Below are 21916 nucleotides of genomic sequence, written 5' to 3'. Positions count from 1 at the left end.
TAGGTATTAATAATGAGTTATTGTCATGCAGACATTCTTTCAGGTATGCTTTGATAAAGGCTTACACATCGATGATAAATAAATGGACAGTGTCTTTAGCCACATATTTATCTCTCTTCTATTAAATTATGAGGCTAGCTATTATGTTACTTAAATTATTGACCACATCTAACTTATCATCCGATTCTCCATCCAACTCTTCACCTAAGCGAATCTGCTCATTAATGCTTGCAACCTCGATGGGTTTGATAGCACTGAGCGTTAGCCAAACGGCAGCCGCCATTATTACCAAAGATATTACCTATACGGTGGACGAGCAGCCTTACCAAGGCTATTATGCAAAAGCAGATAAAGCCAATGCGCCTTTTATCTTGCTCATTCATGATTGGGATGGGCTAACAGACTATGAGCGCAAACGTGCCGACATGTTGGCTAAGCAAGGCTACAACGTGTTCGCAGCAGATATGTTTGGCACTGGTGTTCGTCCCACTGAGTTGGCAGATAAGAAGCGCCTAACCGCAGCGCTATATGATGACCGCAGCAAAATGCGCCGTTTACTGCAAGGGGCATTAAATGCAGGGCAAGAGCAAGGTAATAACGTCCGTGAAGGCGTGACGATGGGCTATTGTTTTGGTGGTAGTGTGGCCTTAGAGCTTGCGCGTTCAGGATTTCCGCAAAAAGCGTTTGTGCCTTTTCATGGGGGGCTTGAGCTGCCAGCGGGTCAAACTTATGATAAAACGAAGGGTGAGATTTTAGTCTTTCATGGCAGTGCCGACGAAGCCGTGCCGTTTGAGGATTTTACCGCCCTTGGTAAGACGTTAGAAACCAGTGGAGTACCCCATGAGATGCTGACTTATAGCGGTGCAGTCCATGCCTTTACTGACTTCAATAATCCTGATAGATACAATGCTCGTGCCGATGAGCGCTCTTGGAGACGTTATACAGATTTTTTAGCCAATGCATATAAATAACTTTAGTTTGTACCCTATAAGAAGAGCGAACCTTATTTATTAACCAGTCTGTTAGAAGACAAGGAAGACATTCATGTTACTAAAGAACGAATTATTGCGTACACGTGTTAGATTGTTAGGATCATTTTTGGGTGAGGCCATTTCTCGCCAATCTGGGGAAGACACTGTCCATACCATTGAGACCTTGCGTAAAGGCTTTATTCAGGAGCGTCGCGAGCACAATGCAGCGCACAAACAGCAACTCATCGACCTCATTGCCTCGTTAGACAATCAAACATTAAAAAACGTCATTCGTGCGTTCTCTATATACTTTTTTCTTGCAAACTTGACTGAAGAAAACTACCTACGTGAGCAGCGCCGTGCCATGCGTGCCGAGTCCAACCAAAGCTGGGAAGGCTCATTTCGCCGCACTTTACTAGAGTGCCGTGAACGTAACATTGAGCCTGATCAAATAAAAGAGCTCATCGACGATCTTAAATTTATTCCCGTTTTTACGGCACATCCCACCGAAGCTCGTAGACGCACCACCATGAATATCTTGCAAACGCTATACGAGCATACAGATGCCATGAGCGATTATCCCGAAGGCAGCTTAGCCTTTGAGCAAGCGAAGCAAAAAACCGCCGAAACCATTGATTTGCTTTGGTCGTCAGACGAAGTCCGTACTCGCAAACCGTTGGTCTACGATGAAATAAACAACGGCTTGCACTATTTTGATGCCAGTTTATTCACCGCCATTCCAAAGGTGTATCGTAATACCAAAGATGCCATAGTCGAAGTCTACCCAGAACTCACCGACTATCCCCTACCCGCTTTTGTCAGCTTTGGCTCTTGGATTGGTGGCGATAGAGATGGTAATCCCTTCGTCACTCACGAAACTACCGAGATGGCAGTACTGATGCATGCCAATACGGTGCTCCGTCATTACCAAGTCCTCATCAGAAAGCTGCGTCGCGAGCTTATCCATAGCGACACCATTGTCGACATTGCCCCAGATATTTATGCCCGCATCAAAGACTACAGCCAGCTTGATCAAAAAGTCTTCTTCTATAATCCTGAAGATTATCATAACGAGCCGTACCGAAGACTACTGTCCATCATTCTTGCCAAAATAAAAGCGACCAACCAGCATATCCAAAGCCAAGGAACAGATAGTGAGGCCGGAAAAGATGCCTATTCAACACCCCAAGCCTTGTTAGATGACTTACGACTCATTCGCCAAAGTGTGAACACCCATGACCAGGCTCATGGCGAAGGTTTGCTGCTTGATACCATTCGCTTGGTAAAAACCTGCGGATTTCACTTGGCATCTCTCGATATTCGCCAAGATTCAGGATATCACGGCGAAGTCATTGCTGACATTTTTGCCAGTGCTTCCAATCTACCAGACTATCAATCACTCAGCGAAACAGAGCGCCAACAGTGGTTAACACGTTTATTAGAGAACCCTGGCACACCGCTTATTTATAGTGATAATTTGAGCGAGCAGACGCGTGAACAGCTTAACTTGATGAACTCTGTGGCGAAATTGCGCAAACTGGTTGGCGAAGATACTTTTGGTAGCTATGTTATCTCCATGACCAATAATGCCAGTCAACTGTTAGAAGTGCTTCTACTGATGCGTTTTGCGGGCTTATCTGGCATCGATAATGAAGGTCATTTATTTGCTGCCCTACCCGTTGCACCTTTATTTGAAACCATTGAAGATCTTAAAAACATTGACAAGATCATGCCTACGATTTTAGAAAACCCACTATATCGTGAGCTACTCGAGCACTCAGGGAACTTGCAAGAAATCATGCTTGGCTACTCAGATTCTTCAAAAGATGGCGGCATTATCACCTCTGCTTGGCAGCTGTATAGCGCTCAGCAAACCATTACCAATATTGCCAACAAATACGGCATCAGCACCCGGCTGTTCCATGGCCGCGGTGGTTCTGTCAGTCGCGGTGGTGGCTCCACCCATCAAGCCATCGCCGCCCAACCTGCGGGCACCTTAAACGGTCAAATCAAGTTCACTGAGCAAGGCGAAGTGCTTTACGCTAAGTATGCCAATCCAGATACGGCGGTCTTTGAATTAACCATGGGAATCACTGGTGCGCTAAAAGCCAGCTCATCACGATTTGTGGCACAACCAACACAGCTTGATAGCTATGAAACCCTATTTGCTCGTTTGGCAGATGCTGGTGAACAGCAATACCGTGCCCTGACTGATAACACAGAAGGCTTCTATAAGTTTTATTCTGAAGCCACACCTGTACAAGAGATTTCATTGCTGAATATTGGCTCACGCCCTGCCCATCGTAAAAAAGGACTGCCAAGTAAGTCTACCATTCGGGCGATACCTTGGGTATTTGGCTGGTCATTGGCGCGCTTTACCCTCCCTGCTTGGTACGGAGTGGGTAGCGCTCTAGATAGTGTCAAAAAAGATGAAGACTTGATGAAGGAGATGAATAAAAACTGGCCGTTTTTCAGTGCCTTCATCAGCAATATTGAAATGGCCTTTACCAAATCTGAGATGAGTATTGCCCGTGCATACAGTCAATTATGTGAGGATGAAACCTTACGCGAGCAAATAATGCAGGCAGTCATTGATGAGCATGAACTTACCAACGCAGGTCTTAACTCATTGCTAGATCAGGAGTCTTTACTTGCAAATCAACAAGACTTGGCTCATTCCTTGGAGTGGCGTAATGCCTACTTAGACCCGATTAATTATATTCAAATCGAGCTACTCAAACGCATGCGCCAAAAAGACACAGCAGAGGATAAACTTGCTGTAGAAGACCCATTAATCCGTAGTATCAACGCCTTAGCCGCAGGATTACGCAATACAGGCTAGGATTAAGAATAGCAATATCCTTAACGGTTTGAACCAGCTTCCTAACTGAGTTGATTTCATTGTTTTATTGCAGTGAGTCAATTCAGTTTTTTATTCCTAGTTTGAAAATAACTTTTAGTCTGATGATAACTTTTGAAAGACTAATATTTGATTGTTCGCAGGCATCGCATATCTCTCATTTAATGTTAAACGATGTTGTTCTGCTAATTCTATGATGTCTTCTAAATTGCGAATGCCGCTGTTTGCATCACGCTGCCGTAAGCTAATATCAAACTGCTGATTACTCGCACTAGTATAGTATCCATTTTCGTTAAATGGCCCGTATATGATCAGTTTTCCGTGTGCAGGTAGTGCACCTCCAACCAAGTTAAATAATTGCTCAACCAAAGGCCAAGAGATTATATGCAGAGTATTGGCCGTAAATACTGCATCATAAGGTGTAGCAACAGCCTCATTCACTGGCACGGAATCGTGAGCTAAATCAAAAGCAAGCGGTGCATATAAGTTAGCGGCAGGATGTGCAGCGTGCCACGCATTGATACTTGCATGATTATTGACAACATCACTCACTGGTTTGCCATGTCAAATGCGCTAATCTGGGTGCAAAATAGACGCTATGCTGACCAGTGCCTGAGCCAACTTCTAACACATGCAGGGAGTCTTTTAGCTCTTTTTGCAAAACAGATAAGATTGGCTGTTTATTATTTTCGCAAGCTTGTGAAAAGGGTAAGTTGGCTATCATATTAATAAATACCTGCTTCTAATCCAGCGGCAAGTGTCATGGCAAGTTCTTCTACTTGCTCAGTAAAGCTGTCTTGCCAATCACCTTGTAAGATCAATGCTTCTTGAATCCATTCCCAGCGCAGTCCAGTAGTAATGGTCTTCATAGCAAGCTTAGTACCTGTACCATCATGCCCTGCTCGAATATATAAGGCAAACGGCATACCCTGTTTCTCTTCCAATACAGGATAATAGCAACGATCAAAGAAATCTTTGGTTAGCCCCGCCATATAAGCCAGGTTTTCTGTCGTCCCTAACAATAGCGCATCTGCTGCCAATACATCTTCAGGCTGTGTGTCTTGCGGCGATTTTAGAATGACATTGACATCTAGGTCAGGATGATTAGCACCATCATAAGCCGCTTGTGCTAGTTTTTTTGTATTAGGCGATGGTGCATGCGCGACAATAAGTAAAGTTTTGGTAGCCATATCAATTACCGCCCGTATGGTTAAGCGTCACGTTCTGTATGATGTCAGGATGTATGCTTTGAGCGACAGGGCACGTAAGCGCAGTGTTGTAGAATATTTTTTGCGTTTTATCGTCTAGCTGTTGATTAAAGGTAATAGCGATATGTACTTCACTGACACGTCTGGGATCAGCTAGCATGACTTTAGTCACTTCAGCAGTAGTACCTGCAATATCAATATCCATGTCACGTGCTTTGATACCAATAATGGTTAGCATACAACTGGCTAAGCTCGTCGCCAATAAATCAGTCGGTGAAAAAGCCTCGCCCTTGCCTTGGTTGTCAGTCGGCGCATCAGTGATGATTTCATTGTTTGATTGCAGGTGGGTGGCAGTAGTACGTAGGTCGCCTTGGTAGGTTACTTTTGAGGTTGTCATATTATTGCCCTATTATTTTCAGTAGAAAACTCACTATATCAGTAGTGTACCTAAAGCATATGACAATAACTAGCATACAGTTTACTTGAAGACTGCAAAACTTAAGCATAAACTAGCATACAGTTTACTTGAAGACTGCAAATTTGACCAATAAAAAAAGCCCCCCAACAATTAAGTTGGGGGGCTTTTTAGAATAGAGAGCTGACGATGACCTACTCTCACATGGCCGGAGCCACACTACCATCGGCGCAACGATGTTTCACTTCTGAGTTCGGGAAGGGATCAGGTGGTGCCATCGTGCTATTGTCGTCAGCAAAGGGGGTTAGATATGAGTCTGTTGTTTTATGTGACTTATCACACTACTTGACTGAATCAAGCAATAGGTGATATCGAAATAATTAGACTTGTATACAAACCACTTGGGTGTTGTATGGTCAAGCCAAACGAGCAATTAGTACAGGTTAGCTACACGCATCGCTGCGCTTCCACACCCTGCCTATCAACGTCCTAGTCTTGAACGGCTCTTTAGGGAAATCTTATCTTGAGGTAGGCTTCCCGCTTAGATGCTTTCAGCGGTTATCCCATCCGAACGTAGCTACCGGGCAATGCCATTGGCATGACAACCCGAACACCAGTGGTTCGTCCACTCTGGTCCTCTCGTACTAGGAGCAGCTCCTCTCAAATTTCCAACGCCCACGGTAGATAGGGACCGAACTGTCTCACGACGTTCTAAACCCAGCTCGCGTACCTCTTTAAATGGCGAACAGCCATACCCTTAGGACCTGCTTCAGCCCTAGGATGAGATGAGCCGACATCGAGGTGCCAAACACCGCCGTCGATATGAACTCTTGGGCGGTATCAGCCTGTTATCCCCAGAGTACCTTTTATCCGTTGAGCGATGGCCCTTCCATACAGAACCACCGGATCACTAAGACCTACTTTCGTACCTGCTCGACTTGTGGGTCTCGCAGTTAAGCGCGCTTTTGCCTTTATACTCTATGAACGATTTCCGACCGTTCTGAGCGCACCTTCGTACTCCTCCGTTACTCTTTAGGAGGAGACCGCCCCAGTCAAACTACCCACCATACATTGTCCTCGGTACTGTTATACCTGAGTTAGAACCCCGACATGACCAGGGTGGTATTTCAAGATTGGCTCCACAAACACTAGCGTGTCTCTTCAAAGCCTCCCACCTATCCTGCACAAGTCAGGTCAAAGTTCAATGTAAAGCTGTAGTAAAGGTTCACGGGGTCTTTCCGTCTAGCCGCGGGTACACAGCATCTTCACTGCGATTTCGATTTCACTGAGTCTCTGCTGGAGACAGCGCTGCCATCATTATGTCATTCGTGCAGGTCGGAACTTACCCGACAAGGAATTTCGCTACCTTAGGACCGTTATAGTTACGGCCGCCGTTTACTGGGGCTTCCGATCAAGAGCTTCGCTTACGCTAACCCCATCAATTAACCTTCCAGCACCGGGCAGACATCACACCCTATACGTCCACTTTCGTGTTTGCAGAGTGCTGTGTTTTTAATAAACAGTTGCAGCAGCCTGGTATCTGCGACTGCCAATAGCTTACGGAGCAAGTCCTTCACCATCAGCAGCGTACCTTCTCCCGAAGTTACGGTACCATTTTGCCTAGTTCCTTCAGCAGAGTTCTCTCAAGCGCCTTGGTATTCTCTACCTGATCACCTGTGTCGGTTTAGGGTACGATTCGTTTATGACTATCGCTTAGAAGCTTTTCCTGGAAGCATGGTATTTGCCACTTCGCTGTACAAGTACAGCTTGCTATCAGATCTCGGTATGAAATAGCCCGGATTTACCTAAGCTATAAACCTACATCCTTCCACCTGGACAACCATCGCCAGGCTGGCATAACCTTCTCCGTCCCTCCATCCATCGCATCATAAACAAGTATCGGAATATTAACCGATTTCCCATCGACTACGCCTTTCGGCCTCGCCTTAGGGGTCGACTCACCCAGCCCCGATTAACGTTGGACTGGAACCCTTGATCTTCCGGCGTGCGAGCTTTTCACTCGCATTATCGTTACTCACGTCAGCATTCGCTCTTGTGATACCTCCAGCATGCCTTACGACACACCTTCACAGGCTTACACAACGCTCCCCTACCACTTGAAAACAAATTCAAATCCGCAGCTTCGGCTCCTAGTTTGAGCCCCGTTACATCTTCCGCGCGGGCCGACTCGACTAGTGAGCTATTACGCTTTCTTTAAAGGATGGCTGCTTCTAAGCCAACCTCCTAGCTGTCTATGCCTTCCCACCTCGTTTCCCACTTAACTAGGAATTTGGGGCCTTAGCTGGCGGTCTGGGTTTTCCCTCTCCACAATGGACGTTAGCACCCACTGTGTGTCTCCCGGATATCACTCATCGGTATTCGGAGTTTGCATCGGTTTGGTAAGTCGGTATGACCCCCTAGCCGAAACAGTGCTCTACCCCCAATGGTGTTCGTCCGAGGCGCTACCTAAATAGCTTTCGGGGAGAACCAGCTATCACCGAGTTTGATTAGCCTTTCACCCCTATCCACAAGTCATCCCCTGGCTTTTCAACGACAGTGGGTTCGGTCCTCCGGTGCCTGTTACGGCACTTTCAACCTGCTCATGGATAGATCACTCGGTTTCGGGTCTATACCCTGCAACTAGACGCCCTATTAAGACTCGGTTTCCCTACGGCTCCCTAAATGGTTAACCTTGCTACAGAATATAAGTCGCTGACCCATTATACAAAAGGTACGCGGTCACCACGCAAGGTGGCTCCCACTGCTTGTACGCACACGGTTTCAGGTTCTATTTCACTCCCCTCACAGGGGTTCTTTTCGCCTTTCCCTCACGGTACTGGTTCACTATCGGTCAGTCAGGAGTATTTAGCCTTGGAGGATGGTCCCCCATCTTCAAACAGGATTTTCGTGCCCCGCTCTACTTAATATGTTAACGCTAATGTTTCGAATACAGGACTATCACCTACTATGGTCAGCTTTCCCACGCTGTTCTTCTACATTAGCATTAATCGGCTTCTCCCCGTTCGCTCGCCGCTACTAGGGGAATCTCAATTGATGTCTCTTCCTAAGGGTACTGAGATGTTTCACTTCCCCTCGTTCGCTTCTTGTACAAGTACAAGATACCTACCTTATGGTAAGTGGGTTTCCCCATTCAGAAATCTCCGGATCACAGGATATTGCCGCCTCCCCGAAGCTTATCGCAGGCTGTCACGTCTTTCATCGCCTCTGACTGCCAAGGCATCCACCATGTGCGCTTAATTACTTGACCATACAACCCCAAGTAGTCTTACTCTTAAAGAGTTTGATTACTAAGTGTTGTCTGTCGTAATTATAACGATATCACCTATGTTTACGCTTGATTCAGTTCTCTTTACTTTTTTAATAACTCACTACTGGGATAACAACTGATGTCGTTAAGTAGTGAGTTATTAAGGTTAATGACGACACGTGAACATGTCATCACTAACCCAGACTCATATCTATGTTTTTAAATAGTCTCTGTGCTCTCGTCGAGTCACAGATTCTGTATAAAACAGAAAGAAGTAATCAATGCCATCTTGGCTGAATCACTTGTTTCTATTTATACGTATTTAAATATTCTATCTAAAGCATGTCGTTTATAGTGGTGGAGCCAAACGGAGTCGAACCGTTGACCTCCTGCGTGCAAGGCAGGCGCTCTACCAACTGAGCTATGGCCCCATATATATGGTGGGTCTAAGTGGACTTGAACCACTGACCCCCGCGTTATCAACACGGTGCTCTAACCAGCTGAGCTACAGACCCTGAGCGAGGATACCATCAAAGCACTGCTTTGATCCGAGCGCAAGAGTAATTTGCTTAAAGGCAAATTGCTAAAAGCCCTGTATCTTCTTAATAAACTAAACTAAAGAACAACTTGTTGTGTGAATTCTTGCTGACCGAATGCGTCTATAAGGAGGTGATCCAGCCGCAGGTTCCCCTACGGCTACCTTGTTACGACTTCACCCCAGTCATCAACCACACCGTGGTGATCGCCTTCCTAAAAGGTTAGGCTAACCACTTCTGGTGCAATCAACTCCCATGGTGTGACGGGCGGTGTGTACAAGGCCCGGGAACGTATTCACCGCGGCATTCTGATCCGCGATTACTAGCGATTCCTACTTCATGGAGTCGAGTTGCAGACTCCAATCCGGACTACGATAGGCTTTAAAAGATTCGCATCACATCGCTGTGTAGCTGCCCTCTGTACCTACCATTGTAGCACGTGTGTAGCCCTGGTCGTAAGGGCCATGATGACTTGACGTCGTCCCCGCCTTCCTCCAGTTTGTCACTGGCAGTATCCCTAGAGTTCCCGGCTTAACCCGCTGGTAACTAAGGAAAGGGGTTGCGCTCGTTGCGGGACTTAACCCAACATCTCACGACACGAGCTGACGACAGCCATGCAGCACCTGTATTCTAATTCCCGAAGGCACTCCCGCATCTCTGCAGGATTCTAGATATGTCAAGACCAGGTAAGGTTCTTCGCGTTGCATCGAATTAAACCACATGCTCCACCGCTTGTGCGGGCCCCCGTCAATTCATTTGAGTTTTAACCTTGCGGCCGTACTCCCCAGGCGGTCTACTTATTGCGTTAGCTGCGTCACTAAGTCCTCAAGGGACCCAACGACTAGTAGACATCGTTTACGGCGTGGACTACCAGGGTATCTAATCCTGTTTGCTACCCACGCTTTCGAGCCTCAGTGTCAGTATGATGCCAGGAAGCTGCCTTCGCCATCGGTATTCCTCCAGATCTCTACGCATTTCACCGCTACACCTGGAATTCTACTTCCCTCTCACCTACTCTAGCTCAACAGTATCAGATGCAGTTCCCAGGTTAAGCCCGGGGATTTCACATCTGACTTATCAAGCCACCTACGCTCGCTTTACGCCCAGTAATTCCGATTAACGCTTGCACCCTCTGTATTACCGCGGCTGCTGGCACAGAGTTAGCCGGTGCTTATTCTGCAGCTAATGTCATCGTCTAGGGGTATTAACCCTAGAGTCTTCTTCACTGCTTAAAGTGCTTTACAACCAAAAGGCCTTCTTCACACACGCGGCATGGCTGGATCAGGGTTGCCCCCATTGTCCAATATTCCCCACTGCTGCCTCCCGTAGGAGTCCGGGCCGTGTCTCAGTCCCGGTGTGGCTGATCATCCTCTCAGACCAGCTACAGATCGTCGCCATGGTAGGCCTTTACCCCACCATCTAGCTAATCCGACTTAGGCTCATCTAATAGCGAGAGCAGTAAACTGCCCCCTTTCTCCCGTAGGTCGTATGCGGTATTAATTCGAGTTTCCCGAGCTATCCCCCACTACTAGGTAGATTCCTAAGTATTACTCACCCGTCCGCCGCTCGTCAGCGAGAAGCAAAACTTCTCCTGTTACCGCTCGACTTGCATGTGTTAAGCCTGCCGCCAGCGTTCAATCTGAGCCATGATCAAACTCTTCAGTTTAATCTTGCTTGAAGTCTTCACTATAAATAGTAAGATGACTCCTAATCTTGGCTCATTCTTTTCTGGCTCGTCGCTCTAAATTATGTTCGTAATGAATTAACTTTGAGTTTTCTTGCTTTAAAGAATGATAATTTTTATAGTTATAAGTCCCCAGATAAACGAGGTCTCACAACTTTATTTTTTAGCATTCTGTGTCAGCAAAAATCCACACAAGTTGTTCTTTAGTTATGCTTTTAAATAGTGCCTATCTCTGTCGTCCAGTAGATAAGTGTTCTGTATAAAATATCTACCAATCGTTACTTAGACAATACGTCTTTTCTTGATTGGCGAGCCGACTATCATATCACAATGGATTGGGTTGTCAAGCTGTTATTTTATTTAACTTCAACAGGTTAGACGGTTATAAGCTCTCGCTTCTAGCACTGCCTTGTCCTGATGAGCTGCGTATTATAGACGCTTTAATTCTTAAGTCAAGGGGTAAATTATTTTATTTTAAATAAACCTAAAATAATTCTTCGGCTTTGATTTTTAAAGTGGTGATCTACTCCAATCTGCCTTCCCTTTCGACTGGGTGGCATTATACTCGGTTTTAAGAGGGGGTCAAGGGGTAACCTCTAAATAATTCAGATTACTCTACTATAACGATGAGGTTTTCCGCTAACTGCTTGTTATAGCTAACAAATCCTCACCTTAACTATTTTATGGACAAAGGCTTTTCGTCCATTGGCCTGCGTTGTCACCACGCGCGCACTTATACTGTACGCCGTATTGCACCCAGTTCCAATCCAATCCTAACGGTTTCTCTTCTGACTTAAAGCTTATCCGGTAGCGCTCGGCACTAACACTGTCATCCATCAGACCAGAACGAGTAATTATCACCACTGCTACGCCTGGCTGCGATTTTGATGGGAACAAAAAGGTTTGTGCCAAGTCGTAGTCAGCATCCACTTCTGCAGCACCGCCATTAATCAAATGCAGCTTTTGTAGACCACAAGCAATCAGTCCCGTTTCTACAGGACAGGGAGCTGAGGCATAAGTGGCCGTGCGACCATTGACATTTATAAATTTAAAATTGTTAGGATTAGCCGCTTCTGCCCGTGTGATCAGATTCGAGGGTTTGGAAGTTGGCTGATAACTTGCTGATGCCTGAGCATTACCAGCATAAATAGAGGCAGACGCCATAGATAGCATTAGCAGTGATGTATATAACCTCTTTGAATGGCAAAAAAGTCCGCGATGGGTTTTAGGTATAGTCATAGTAGCCTCGGCTGTCAAAATAAGTAGCAACAGATCCTAATAGTATGTCTCAGATTCTCAATGAAAGCACCTTCAGTTTATATCAGACAGTAATATTGACAACCATAAAAAAAGAGACTCACCTATTGGTAAGCCCCTTTCTTTAATCATTTGCTGTCTATAATTTTAGTTCTTCACTTTAGACTTAATTGTGGTGATGATTCCTGATAACGCATAAATGATGCCAATGGCTAAAATACCCACAGGAATATCGTACAATACAATACTCATCACCAATACCCCAATGATAAGCACGACAAACGGTACTCGTTTTTTATCGAACTCTTTAAAGCTATAATATTTTACATTACTGACCATGAGCAGACCACAGACAACTATCCACATAGCGAACAAGCCCATTACCAGCGCATCGTATTGCCCAACCCACTCATTATGATCAACCGCGACCATCACGGCAGCCGTCACCAAGATTGCTGCCAGAGGACTTGCCAGCCCAACGAAGTACTCTTTATCGACCTCACCAATCTGCACGTTGAAACGGGCAAGACGGAAAGCTGCGCAAGCGGTGAAAACAAAAGCACAACCAAGACCAAGGCGACCTAATGGCTGCAAAGCGAAACTATAAACCAAAATAGCTGGAGCAACGCCAAAAGCCAACATGTCAGCTAGAGAGTCATACTGCTCTCCAAATGGGCTTTGCGCATTGAGCATTCGTGCAACCCTACCATCAGCACCGTCAAGGATGGCTGATAAAAAAATCGCCAATGATGCCTTGTAAAACTCGCCTTGAGTACTGGCTAAAATAGAATAAAACCCTGACAACAATGACAAAGTAGTGATCAAGTTAGGTGCCAGATAAACCCCTCGACTGACCACTTGCTTACCTTCAGCGACCTCTGTTTCGATTATCTCAAACGTCAAGCCTTCATAGTCATCATTATCTGCTAAGCGTAGATTGAACTCATGCTCATCAGCACAAGGTGGCTGAGTCGCAGCGCTCTCCTGTAACAAAGGATCATGTGACGCGCTATCTTTTGGCAGCTTGTTTGATAGATGCTCAGTGGTCATAACAGTTTCCTTATTCTCCAACCAACCAGCGCACATTGGTGGCACTATCAGGAGTCAAATCTGGAGCATCCGCAACTTTGAGATAGGGTTGCAAAAAGCGTAAAATTTCACGGGCGTGATTATCAAACTGCCATGGCGGATTGATAATCAGCATGCCAGTACCATTAAGACCGACAGCGATATCATTCGGATAGATATTAAGCTCGCAAACCAACTGACGTCTCATCTCAGTACGTTTAAGCTTTTTGTAAAACAACTCTACCGCATCGATATTCTTGATTGGGAACCAAAGCGCATAAGTACCTTGTGGCCATTTATTATAAGCCGCGACCAACAGATTGATAAGACGGGTAAAGTCTTTGTGCTCTTGCTCGTACGGAGGGTCTAAAAATATTAACCCACGGCGCTCAGCTGGTGGAACCACTGCCGTAATCCCTTCAAACGCATCACGATGATGAATACCAATCGGTAGCTTATATAGCTGATAATTAAGCGCATCATATTCACTGGCTTTGGCTTCAAAGGCTTCACCGCGTACGCCTGCATCTGGGTTTTTTTCGACATGATTGGCAATCCACCATGGTGAACCAGGATAGACTTTACTATCATAGGTGAATCTGGCTTGCTTCATGCCTTCCATATAATCTTTGACAGCGGCTGGCGCTTTCGCCATATCGGCATCGTCGATTTGTGACAAAGCCTTGATGCCGCCTTCGGCTTCTCCAGTTTTGCGCGCCTCTTCACTGCTAAGTGAATACAGTCCACGGCCACCATAGGCGTCGAGAACATAAAAAGGTTTGTTTTTTTGCCCCAATTGGTTCAATAGTTGTACTAATAAAATGTGTTTAACCACATCAGCAAAGTTACCAGCGTGGTAGGCGTGTTTATAGTTCATAATTATTCATAATCTGAAAAGTTTAAGTGAGAAAAATTGCATCTATGGTAGCATAGGCAGAGTAAAAGATAACGATGGTTTTGGTAAAAAGGCGTTGATTGATCGCTAATCGACAATGGCGAGGTGAAATGACACAGATTAATAGCAACCTTAATGTGACAGACCTAGTGGTTGATAATCCGATAGGTCTAGATAATCCACCATTACTTATGCCTCCTGTAGATGAGGCTAAGGACGAGCCACTTACCCAAGATACGCTTACTTTATCTGATTTTGCAGTGAACTGGGAAAATAGGCTGACTGACTCACAGCTTGATAAGTTGGTGAACGACGGCTGGATAGTTATTGATGACGTATTTGACAATACGGCACTATTAGCCCTACAAGCGGAAAGCGGCTTTATAGACTACCGTGATGCAGAGTTAACGACGGGTGTACGTGTTAGTGATATTCGCGGTGATAAAATCCGCTGGATCACAGAAAACTTCTTTGCTGGCTATTTTTATATGCAGAGTATCAATGCGCTTGGTGTGCTGTTGAATCGTAGCTTGTTCGCTGGTATTCGCCATAGTGAAGCGCATTACGCTTGTTATCCCATTGGCTTTGGCTATCAATGGCATAGTGACAATCCTGCTGGACGTGATGAACGCGTTATCTCGGCAGTGTTTTATCTCAATGATGACTGGACAGCTGATGATGGCGGCGCAGTAGAAATCATTGATAATCACGGGGCCCACCATACGATTATGCCAGTCGCCAATCGCTTAATCATATTCAATAGTGACCTGCAGCATCAAGTGCAAATTGCCCATCGCCAGCGCTACTCTATCGCGACATGGATGCGCCGAGATGGTTTGGTGCCCTTTGTCGAAAATGATAATTAATAAATAACCCTAATACAGTTTAAAAGATAAAAGGTTCATTCATGTCCGACTCTAATAGCCAATCAGCGACCTATCAACAAGCAACCCATCAACAAGCAGCACTGGATTTAAGCATCGCTCTACTCGAACGCCCCTCAGTCACGCCAAATGATGATGGCTGCCAAGACATATTGTCAGCGCGACTAGAGCAAGCAGGCTTTGACTGTGAGTTTATGTATTTTGGTGAGAGAGATAAGACTGGTGAACATGCTGAAGTTAAGAACTTATGGGCGCGCCGTGGTACAGCCGACCCGGTTATTTGCTTCGCTGGTCATACTGATGTCGTGCCAACTGGCGATGTCGATAATTGGACCTATCCGCCATTTACGCCAACCCTCAAAGATGGCTACCTATGGGCTCGCGGCGCTGCTGACATGAAAACAGGCATTGCCGCTTTTACCATCGCAGCCGAACGTTTCGTCGCTAACCATCCTGAACACAACGGCTCTATCGCCTTTTTAATCACCTCAGATGAAGAAGGCCCGTCCATTAATGGGACGGTCAGAGTCATAGAAACCTTGGAAGCGCGTAACGAAAAAATCACGTACTGTCTCGTTGGTGAGCCATCCAGTACAGATACGCTGGGTGATATTATCAAAAACGGTCGCCGCGGCTCGTTGGGCGCAGTGCTCACCGTCACTGGCAAGCAAGGTCACGTCGCCTATCCGCACCTCGCGTCTAATCCTATCCATGCCGCTACCTCAGCATTGGCTGAATTAACGGCTGCGACATGGGATGCTGGTAACGATTACTTCCCTGCGACTTCACTTCAAATCTCAAATATCAATGGTGGCACGGGCGCAACCAATGTCATTCCTGAGACGCTTGAAGTTATCTTTAACTTCCGCTTTTCTACTGAAACGACGGAAGATGAATTAAAAGCAAAAACTCACGCCATCTTTGACAAGCACTTTAAAGACAGCAAAGCCAGTTATGACATTGATTGGAAGTTATCTGGTCAACCGTTTTTAACCCCTGAAGGTAAATTGGTTTCAGCATGCCAGCAAGCAATTAAAAAGGTGACTGACATTGACACTACCTTGTCAACCTCTGGCGGTACATCAGATGGACGCTTTATCGCGCCGACTGGCGCACAAGTCGTTGAGCTTGGTGTGCGTAATGCCACAATTCATCAGGTTGACGAAAAAGTAGAAGTGGGTGATTTGGGTAAATTGGCGCAGATATATGAAGGGATTTTGGAGCATTTATTGCTGGATTAACTCTGTGTCACTCTAACAAAAAAGCGTTACTTATTGGATAAGTAACGCTTTTTTCGTTCTAAAACCTTGTGTTTTGATAACTTTATTCTATACCAATATAGACATCTACTTGTGATTGGCTGACATAGTGTTCAAAATCGACGTTATACAATCGATTGTGCTCACAACTTGGGTCATTAAAATAAGCCCATGCCTTTTGCCACGCTGTCATTACGGCGATAGGCATTGCCCCTTGCTCACTAAATACCACGTACTTGCCTGCTGGAATGGTCACGGCTGTTAAATCTAAACTTCCATCACTAGCCAACGCTATATCTTGCTCACAACTGGCAGTCACATCAAAGGCACCATGCGCATCGCTCTCGTAATTATGATAAATACCATAAGCGGCGCTACCTGCTGGTAGTTTAGAGAAAATATTTTGATAGAATGATAGCCATAATGTGCCAAGTTTCGCAGTAACTGGGTTCAATTCTTGTTGATTGGTGGTTCTGACAGTCAAGCCTTGGCATGCTATCGTTTCAGTGAGCGTTTTGATATCAATGGTCATTAGGGTCTCTATTTTAGTATTTGTCTAAAGTGTAAGGTGTATTGCTTATCAGGGTCTGTTTTTTTAATACCTTTATTCGATACCAATATAAAGATCCACTTGCCCATACTCTAGATTGCCACCGATATAATGTTCAAAATCGACATTATAAGACCGTGTATGCTCACAGCTAGGGTTATTAAAATATTCCCAAGCTTTTTCCCAAGCATCCATGACCGTATCTGGCATGCTGCCCTTTTCTGAGAAGACCAGATACCTCCCTGCAGGAATAGCCACTGTTACGACGTCGCTAGAATGAGCAGCGCTAAGGATGTTTTCAGCACTAAGAACGTTACTGTCTTCATTACTGTCTTCGTCACTATCCTGCCCTTCTACTGGCTCACTTTTTACTTTCCAGCTAGCCACGACATCAAAGGCGCCTACCAAGTCATCACTCTCGTAGTTATGATAGACACCGTAAATATCCTCACCTTCAGAGAGATGCTCCACATGGTTTTGATAAAACCTTTGCCACAACCCACCCAATTTAGCAGTGTCAAAGCTGATTTCTGCGTTATTCGTGGTACGAACACTGATACCTTTACAAACTATCGCTTCGGATAGCTCTTTGGTTTGTGAAGTCATGTGCTTCCTATCCTATTTATTTATATAGTTTTTATTTGATATTTTAGGCAAATTAGAAGAGTCGAACTAGTCGGCTTCATCAATCCAATTCATTTGAATCGCCTCTAAAATGCCTTCATTTGATCTTTGTGGGTCATCATCAAAGTTTTCAAGCTCTGTCACCCAGCGATGCAAATCGGTAAAACGAATGTACTGCGGGTCTGTCTCTGGGAATTTTTCATAAAGCTCAATAGCGATATCTAAGCTGTCTGTCCATTTTAATTTTTGCGGGTTCATAGTAGCTCCTTATTTGTTGATATTAACTCTTAATGTTAGTTCTTAATGGTTTTCTAAAAAACGTTATCGACTTAATTGTCAATTTGACAGCCCCTATCCTATCAAACTTCGCCAGATGATTATAGCCAAGTTCGTTATACCGTCTCTGTTGCTGTAGGCGACTTGGCAGATTTGACAGCCACTTGATGTTCATTCCACGTAGTAATGACATCGGTCAGCTGCTCACCTGTCATATCTAGTATATCTGGCGTGCATTTACCCTTTTTATCCATCAACACAAACTTACTCATACCGACACTCATGAGTTGGTCTTTGACAAAAAATCGATGCTCAAAATACACATATTTTTTATCCCAACCCACAAGCTGACTGTTCAGCGTCATTTTGTCCAAAAACTTAATCTCTTTAAGATAAACCATCTCTTGCATGGCGATTACCCAGTCTAGGGTTTTGATGCCTTTTTGGTGACAGCAAGCGATTAGCCAGCGCGTGACATTAAGCTCGATAAAAGACAAGTAGCGATAATTGGGCAGATGATCACGAAAGCCCATATCATGTGGCAGCACCCGATAACGACCACTAACTGGCGCGCTTAATGTCTCGATACTAAGACGCTCACTCAGCGACTGCCGTTTGAGCTGCTGCTGGAGCAGACCGTACATAATAAAAAAACGCAGTAACATGTTCATAGATAGCTCTCTTAACTGTTATTTCTCTAAAGAATAATTGAATATAAACGCTGTCTACCTTAACGCAAAAAAGCCACCGCAGTGACTTTTTTATTTGCAAGATTATAGTGAATACTTATGCTTAAAAACCATTTTGAAGATTAATGACCAGCGCCATTGATACTACGCACCATCTCTTCCACCATCTTTTTGGCATCGCCAAAGATCATCATGGTTTTGTCCATGTAAAACAAGCTGTTATCAAGTCCTGCATAACCCGTGCTCATTGAACGCTTGATGACCATGACGGTTTGCGCCTTTGTCACCTCTAGGATGGGCATACCAAATATCGGTGAAGTCGGATCATCTTTGGCAGAGGGGTTGACGACATCATTGGCACCTATCACTAACACCACATCGGTACTAGCAAAGTCTGAGTTAATCTCATCCATCTCCATAATATCATCATAAGGCACATCCGCTTCTGCCAATAGTACGTTCATATGACCAGGCATACGGCCTGCCACTGGATGAATGGCAAAACGAACGTTTACGCCTTCTTCTTTTAATAGCTCATATAACTCTTTGACCGCATTTTGTGCTCGGCCTTGTGCCATACCATAGCCAGGTACGATAATAACATCGCTCGCATTGGCCATTAAGAATCCAGCATCTTCTGCTGAGCCTGACTTATAGGTTTTAGGAGCGCCATCGCCATCATCTGCGGCGACTGCAGCAGTGCCCATACCACCAAATAAGACATTAAGCAGTGAGCGGTTCATAGCTTTACACATGATGTAAGACAAGATTGCACCTGATGAACCGACCAACGAACCTGCGATAATCAGCATCGAGTTGCCAAGGGTAAAACCAATACCTGCAGCCGCCCAACCTGAGAATGAGTTCAATAGTGACACAACCACTGGCATATCACCGCCACCGATTGGCGCAATCCACATCCAACCAAAGATAACCGCAATCACTGCCATGGCATAAAAAGCAGGCAATGAATCAGTGACAAAATACACGCCACCAAAGGCAATCATCGCAATGAATAAAATAGCCTGTACTGGTTTAACCCAGCTACCAACCAGTGTCTTCGCCCAGCTCTTCGCCGCCAACTTACCAAAAGCAAAGACTGACGCTGAAAAGGTAATCGCACCGATGAAGCAACCGATGAATAGCTCTACTCGAGCAACCGCACCATGCTGTTGTTCAGTATGTAGTACCGTGGCAAGCGCAATCGCTACCGCAGCCAGACCGACAAATGAATGCATCAAGGCAACAGTTTCAGGCATCTGAGTCATGGCGACTGTTTTTGCCTTCCACATACCAACGATAGCCCCCAAAATCATGGCACCAATAATCATCCACAGTACTGGGCCTTCCGCTAAGAAGAACGTGGTGACAACGGCAATCGCCATTGCTGCCATACCAAAGCGGTTACCGCGAATGGCTGTTTTTGGGCTAGAGAGACCACGCAAGGTCAAGACAAACAATATCGCACCGATTAGATAGAACCAGTCAGCATTACTCGCAATTATATTGGTAAAATCACTCATGCGTCACCCCCAGCTTCTTTTGTTACCACTGGTGCTTTTTTCTCTTTGGGCTTAAACATTGCGAGCATACGTTCAGTCACAGCAAAGCCACCAAAAATGTTAACGCTGGCCAAAAATACCGCAAATGCACCGAGCAAACTGGTTGGCGTAAATACAGAGCCATCAATAGTCACGGTCTGCAGCATGGCACCCACAATGACGATACTCGATAGGGCGTTAGTTACGGCCATCAATGGCGTGTGCAGGGCTGGTGTTACTCCCCAAACCACGTAATACCCGACAAATATAGCGAGTACAAACACGGTAAAAATTGCTACATATGGCGTGCTACTCATAGCATCTCCAACTTGAGCTGCTGCTAAAACAGTGGCAATCATCTTATCCTCCTAAAAATTTATTCGTTACTGGCAAAACAATATGGTAAGTATTCAATATTTAGCGTTTAGCAAGGCGTACCTGACCCTCGTGGGTCATTGCTAGCGCGCCTTGAATCTCATCTTCCATATCTAAGTGAAGAGCCAGTTTGTTTGATGCAGCCTTGTCTGTCGCTTCGTCAGAGGCAATTAAGGTGGTGATAAAATTGACCAGATTATTGGCATACAAATCTGAAGACTGTGCCGCTAGCATTGAAGGTATATTGGCAGCACCAACGATACGCACTCCATTTGGAGTAGTAATGGTTTCATTGGCCACGCTACCCTCGACATTACCGCCCGTCGCTGCCGCCATATCAATGAGTACCGAACCCGCTTTCATTTTGGCAAGCGTTGCTCCATGTACCAAGCGCGGGGCGTTACGACCAGGAATCTGTGCCGTTGTGATGACGATGTCAGCAGCGCTTAAGGCTTTATCCACTACCGCTGCTTGGTCTTTGATATACTGCTCTGATGGTGTCCACGCATAGCCGCCAGTCGCTTTGGCTTTTTGTGCTTCGTCTTCGCTCATCGGCACATCCAACCATTTACCGCCAAGCGACTCTACCTGCTCTTTGGCAGCAGGACGTAAGTCACTGGCTTCGACGACTGCGCCCAAGCGCTTGGCAGTAGCGATCGCTTGCAAGCCTGCAACTCCAACGCCTAAGATGACGACTTTGGCAGGCTTAACCGTACCCGCTGAGGTCATAAACATCGGAAACGGACGCGAATACTCGTTGGCCGCCAGCAATACCGCCTTGTAACCTGCAAGGTTGGCTTGTGAAGACAAGACGTCCATATTTTGCGCACGTGATAAGGTACGTGGTAATAGCTCCATGGCAAAAGCGGTGGCACCTTTGGCAGCGTAAGTATCGATCTGAGTATTACGGTAAGGGTCGAGCATACCAATGACTATCTGACCAGAAGCCAAGCTGTCAGTCACCTCAGTAGGCAAATCATTCACCGTTGTGATAATTTGAGACTGGTTGACTACTTCAGCGCTACTATTTGCAATATCGGCACCAGCAGCCTGATACAATTCATCAGCATAATACGCTGCTTGACCGGCACCGGACTGGATGACGACCTCAAACCCGAGTTTACGCAGTTTTTTCACCGCGTCTGGGGTTAGCGCTACGCGGCTCTCGCTTGCGATATCTGCGCTGATTACACCGATTTTCATACCGTCTCCTTACGTCTGAATACATTACTGGCCCATACACATGTCATCTGAATCACAAGACGTACAGGGCAAAAAAATTTGATCCGCTCTATATCATAAAGTTGAATCAAAGGTTATCAATTTAATAAATGATAGAGTGTTCTTCATCAAGTCTTTTTATTATAGAGACATCGTTTACTAACTTTCATTGTCTATTGATGACCAACTAGTAAATAAAAAGTTATGGATTTATGCCATACATATAAACTTTGTTGTTATGTTGGCAGTTTTTATCACTCATACCGTCCATTCTAGTAGCGCCTGAACGATAAAGCTTGATGCAGATGTCTCGATAATACTGCAAACACGATTGA

18 protein-coding genes, 2 tRNA genes and 3 rRNA genes are annotated in these 21916 nt (G+C 45.4%); 4 read left to right on the top strand and 19 right to left on the bottom strand.

The features are described 5' to 3' along the window. Nucleotides 1-143 precede the first annotated feature (143 nt). On the top strand, nt 144-971 hold the full coding sequence (locus tag JMY01_RS02520; protein ID WP_201574082.1) for a dienelactone hydrolase family protein: 828 nt from the start codon (nt 144-146) through the stop codon (nt 969-971). Nucleotides 972-1044: 73 nt separating this feature from the next. Further along, the gene (ppc, locus tag JMY01_RS02515; RefSeq protein ID WP_201574081.1) at nt 1045-3813 is read left to right on the top strand and encodes a phosphoenolpyruvate carboxylase; all 2769 of its coding nucleotides are present in this window, start codon (nt 1045-1047) and stop codon (nt 3811-3813) included. Between the two features lie 114 nt (nt 3814-3927). Here the strand turns inward: ppc and JMY01_RS02510 are convergent, their stop codons facing one another. The 12 genes from JMY01_RS02510 to JMY01_RS02460 all read right to left on the bottom strand — a co-directional run bounded on the left by JMY01_RS02510 (nt 3928) and on the right by JMY01_RS02460 (nt 14144). Continuing rightward, nucleotides 3928-4383, bottom strand: coding sequence for a DUF938 domain-containing protein (locus JMY01_RS02510; RefSeq protein ID WP_307781390.1), 456 nt, complete (start codon nt 4381-4383; stop codon nt 3928-3930). Next, nucleotides 4376-4555 carry a DUF938 domain-containing protein gene (locus JMY01_RS14365; RefSeq protein ID WP_307781389.1) on the bottom strand — a complete coding sequence of 60 codons (180 nt, stop codon included), beginning with the start codon at nt 4553-4555 and terminating at the stop codon, nt 4376-4378. The genes JMY01_RS02510 and JMY01_RS14365 overlap by 8 nt, the downstream gene beginning before the upstream one ends. 1 nt (nt 4556) lies before the next feature. Then, the gene (locus tag JMY01_RS02505; protein ID WP_201574080.1) at nt 4557-5021 is read right to left on the bottom strand and encodes a flavodoxin family protein; all 465 of its coding nucleotides are present in this window, start codon (nt 5019-5021) and stop codon (nt 4557-4559) included. A 1-nt stretch (nt 5022) separates the two neighbouring features. Next, the gene (locus JMY01_RS02500; protein ID WP_201574079.1) at nt 5023-5436 is read right to left on the bottom strand and encodes an OsmC family protein; all 414 of its coding nucleotides are present in this window, start codon (nt 5434-5436) and stop codon (nt 5023-5025) included. A gap of 199 nt (nt 5437-5635) precedes the next feature. Beyond that, nucleotides 5636-5750 (bottom strand): 5S ribosomal RNA (gene rrf, locus JMY01_RS02495). A gap of 116 nt (nt 5751-5866) precedes the next feature. Then, nucleotides 5867-8722 (bottom strand): 23S ribosomal RNA (locus tag JMY01_RS02490). A gap of 355 nt (nt 8723-9077) precedes the next feature. After that, nucleotides 9078-9153, bottom strand: a tRNA-Ala gene (locus tag JMY01_RS02485). 7 nt (nt 9154-9160) lie between these two features. Beyond that, a tRNA-Ile gene (locus JMY01_RS02480) sits at nt 9161-9237 on the bottom strand. A gap of 147 nt (nt 9238-9384) precedes the next feature. Further along, nucleotides 9385-10924, bottom strand: a 16S ribosomal RNA gene (locus tag JMY01_RS02475). The 16S, 23S and 5S rRNA genes sit together here with 2 tRNA genes alongside, the layout of an rRNA operon. 699 nt (nt 10925-11623) lie before the next feature. Continuing rightward, nucleotides 11624-12106 (bottom strand): hypothetical protein, encoded by a 483-nt coding sequence (locus tag JMY01_RS02470; RefSeq protein ID WP_201574078.1) that lies wholly within the window; start codon nt 12104-12106, stop codon nt 11624-11626. Between the two features lie 240 nt (nt 12107-12346). Beyond that, the gene (pssA, locus tag JMY01_RS02465; protein ID WP_201574077.1) at nt 12347-13249 is read right to left on the bottom strand and encodes a CDP-diacylglycerol--serine O-phosphatidyltransferase; all 903 of its coding nucleotides are present in this window, start codon (nt 13247-13249) and stop codon (nt 12347-12349) included. A gap of 10 nt (nt 13250-13259) precedes the next feature. After that, on the bottom strand, nt 13260-14144 hold the full coding sequence (locus tag JMY01_RS02460) for a 23S rRNA (adenine(2030)-N(6))-methyltransferase RlmJ (protein ID WP_201574076.1): 885 nt from the start codon (nt 14142-14144) through the stop codon (nt 13260-13262). 128 nt (nt 14145-14272) lie between these two features. Here JMY01_RS02460 and JMY01_RS02455 point away from each other — a divergent pair, with 128 nt between their 5' ends. Beyond that, complete coding sequence (locus JMY01_RS02455; RefSeq protein ID WP_201574075.1) at nt 14273-15028, top strand: 2OG-Fe(II) oxygenase; 756 nt, start codon at nt 14273-14275, stop codon at nt 15026-15028. A 41-nt stretch (nt 15029-15069) separates the two neighbouring features. Further along, a complete protein-coding gene (gene dapE, locus JMY01_RS02450; RefSeq protein WP_201574074.1) occupies nt 15070-16287 on the top strand; it encodes a succinyl-diaminopimelate desuccinylase in 1218 nt (405 codons plus the stop codon). An 82-nt stretch (nt 16288-16369) separates the two neighbouring features. On the opposite strand, the gene JMY01_RS02445 is transcribed toward dapE, so the two are convergent. The 7 genes from JMY01_RS02445 to JMY01_RS02415 all read right to left on the bottom strand — a co-directional run bounded on the left by JMY01_RS02445 (nt 16370) and on the right by JMY01_RS02415 (nt 21563). Next, a complete protein-coding gene (locus JMY01_RS02445; protein WP_201574073.1) occupies nt 16370-16837 on the bottom strand; it encodes a GyrI-like domain-containing protein in 468 nt (155 codons plus the stop codon). Between the two features lie 72 nt (nt 16838-16909). Further along, the gene (locus JMY01_RS02440) at nt 16910-17461 is read right to left on the bottom strand and encodes a GyrI-like domain-containing protein (protein WP_201574072.1); all 552 of its coding nucleotides are present in this window, start codon (nt 17459-17461) and stop codon (nt 16910-16912) included. Nucleotides 17462-17527: 66 nt separating this feature from the next. Beyond that, on the bottom strand, nt 17528-17737 hold the full coding sequence (gene iscX, locus JMY01_RS02435) for a Fe-S cluster assembly protein IscX (protein WP_201574071.1): 210 nt from the start codon (nt 17735-17737) through the stop codon (nt 17528-17530). 134 nt (nt 17738-17871) lie between these two features. Further along, complete coding sequence (locus tag JMY01_RS02430) at nt 17872-18426, bottom strand: acyl-CoA thioesterase (RefSeq protein ID WP_201574070.1); 555 nt, start codon at nt 18424-18426, stop codon at nt 17872-17874. Nucleotides 18427-18566: 140 nt separating this feature from the next. Continuing rightward, on the bottom strand, nt 18567-19967 hold the full coding sequence (locus JMY01_RS02425) for an NAD(P)(+) transhydrogenase (Re/Si-specific) subunit beta (RefSeq protein WP_201574069.1): 1401 nt from the start codon (nt 19965-19967) through the stop codon (nt 18567-18569). Further along, complete coding sequence (locus JMY01_RS02420) at nt 19964-20302, bottom strand: proton-translocating transhydrogenase family protein (RefSeq protein WP_201577080.1); 339 nt, start codon at nt 20300-20302, stop codon at nt 19964-19966. Before JMY01_RS02420 ends, JMY01_RS02425 begins: the two co-directional genes overlap by 4 nt. Nucleotides 20303-20402: 100 nt before the next feature. Further along, the gene (locus tag JMY01_RS02415; RefSeq protein ID WP_201574068.1) at nt 20403-21563 is read right to left on the bottom strand and encodes an NAD(P) transhydrogenase subunit alpha; all 1161 of its coding nucleotides are present in this window, start codon (nt 21561-21563) and stop codon (nt 20403-20405) included. Between the last annotated feature and the right edge of the window lie 353 nt (nt 21564-21916).

Source organism: Psychrobacter sp. H8-1 (genome assembly GCF_904846575.1).
Lineage (GTDB): Bacteria > Pseudomonadota > Gammaproteobacteria > Pseudomonadales > Moraxellaceae > Psychrobacter > Psychrobacter fulvigenes.
The sequence above is the reverse complement of the archived record's forward strand: the minus strand, read 5'-3'. Positions and strand labels throughout refer to the sequence as shown.

Coding starts and splice junctions, on each gene's coding strand:
- JMY01_RS02520 (WP_201574082.1), top strand. CDS start 144: ATGTTACTTAAATTATTGACCACATCTAACTTATCATCCGATTCTCCA.
- ppc (WP_201574081.1), top strand. CDS start 1,045: ATGTTACTAAAGAACGAATTATTGCGTACACGTGTTAGATTGTTAGGA.
- JMY01_RS14365 (WP_307781389.1), bottom strand. CDS start 4,555: ATGATAGCCAACTTACCCTTTTCACAAGCTTGCGAAAATAATAAACAG.
- JMY01_RS02505 (WP_201574080.1), bottom strand. CDS start 5,021: ATGGCTACCAAAACTTTACTTATTGTCGCGCATGCACCATCGCCTAAT.
- JMY01_RS02500 (WP_201574079.1), bottom strand. CDS start 5,436: ATGACAACCTCAAAAGTAACCTACCAAGGCGACCTACGTACTACTGCC.
- JMY01_RS02470 (WP_201574078.1), bottom strand. CDS start 12,106: ATGGCGTCTGCCTCTATTTATGCTGGTAATGCTCAGGCATCAGCAAGT.
- pssA (WP_201574077.1), bottom strand. CDS start 13,249: ATGACCACTGAGCATCTATCAAACAAGCTGCCAAAAGATAGCGCGTCA.
- JMY01_RS02460 (WP_201574076.1), bottom strand. CDS start 14,144: ATGAACTATAAACACGCCTACCACGCTGGTAACTTTGCTGATGTGGTT.
- JMY01_RS02455 (WP_201574075.1), top strand. CDS start 14,273: ATGACACAGATTAATAGCAACCTTAATGTGACAGACCTAGTGGTTGAT.
- dapE (WP_201574074.1), top strand. CDS start 15,070: ATGTCCGACTCTAATAGCCAATCAGCGACCTATCAACAAGCAACCCAT.
- JMY01_RS02445 (WP_201574073.1), bottom strand. CDS start 16,837: ATGACCATTGATATCAAAACGCTCACTGAAACGATAGCATGCCAAGGC.
- JMY01_RS02440 (WP_201574072.1), bottom strand. CDS start 17,461: ATGACTTCACAAACCAAAGAGCTATCCGAAGCGATAGTTTGTAAAGGT.
- iscX (WP_201574071.1), bottom strand. CDS start 17,737: ATGAACCCGCAAAAATTAAAATGGACAGACAGCTTAGATATCGCTATT.
- JMY01_RS02430 (WP_201574070.1), bottom strand. CDS start 18,426: ATGAACATGTTACTGCGTTTTTTTATTATGTACGGTCTGCTCCAGCAG.
- JMY01_RS02425 (WP_201574069.1), bottom strand. CDS start 19,967: ATGAGTGATTTTACCAATATAATTGCGAGTAATGCTGACTGGTTCTAT.
- JMY01_RS02420 (WP_201577080.1), bottom strand. CDS start 20,302: ATGAGTAGCACGCCATATGTAGCAATTTTTACCGTGTTTGTACTCGCT.
- JMY01_RS02415 (WP_201574068.1), bottom strand. CDS start 21,563: ATGAAAATCGGTGTAATCAGCGCAGATATCGCAAGCGAGAGCCGCGTA.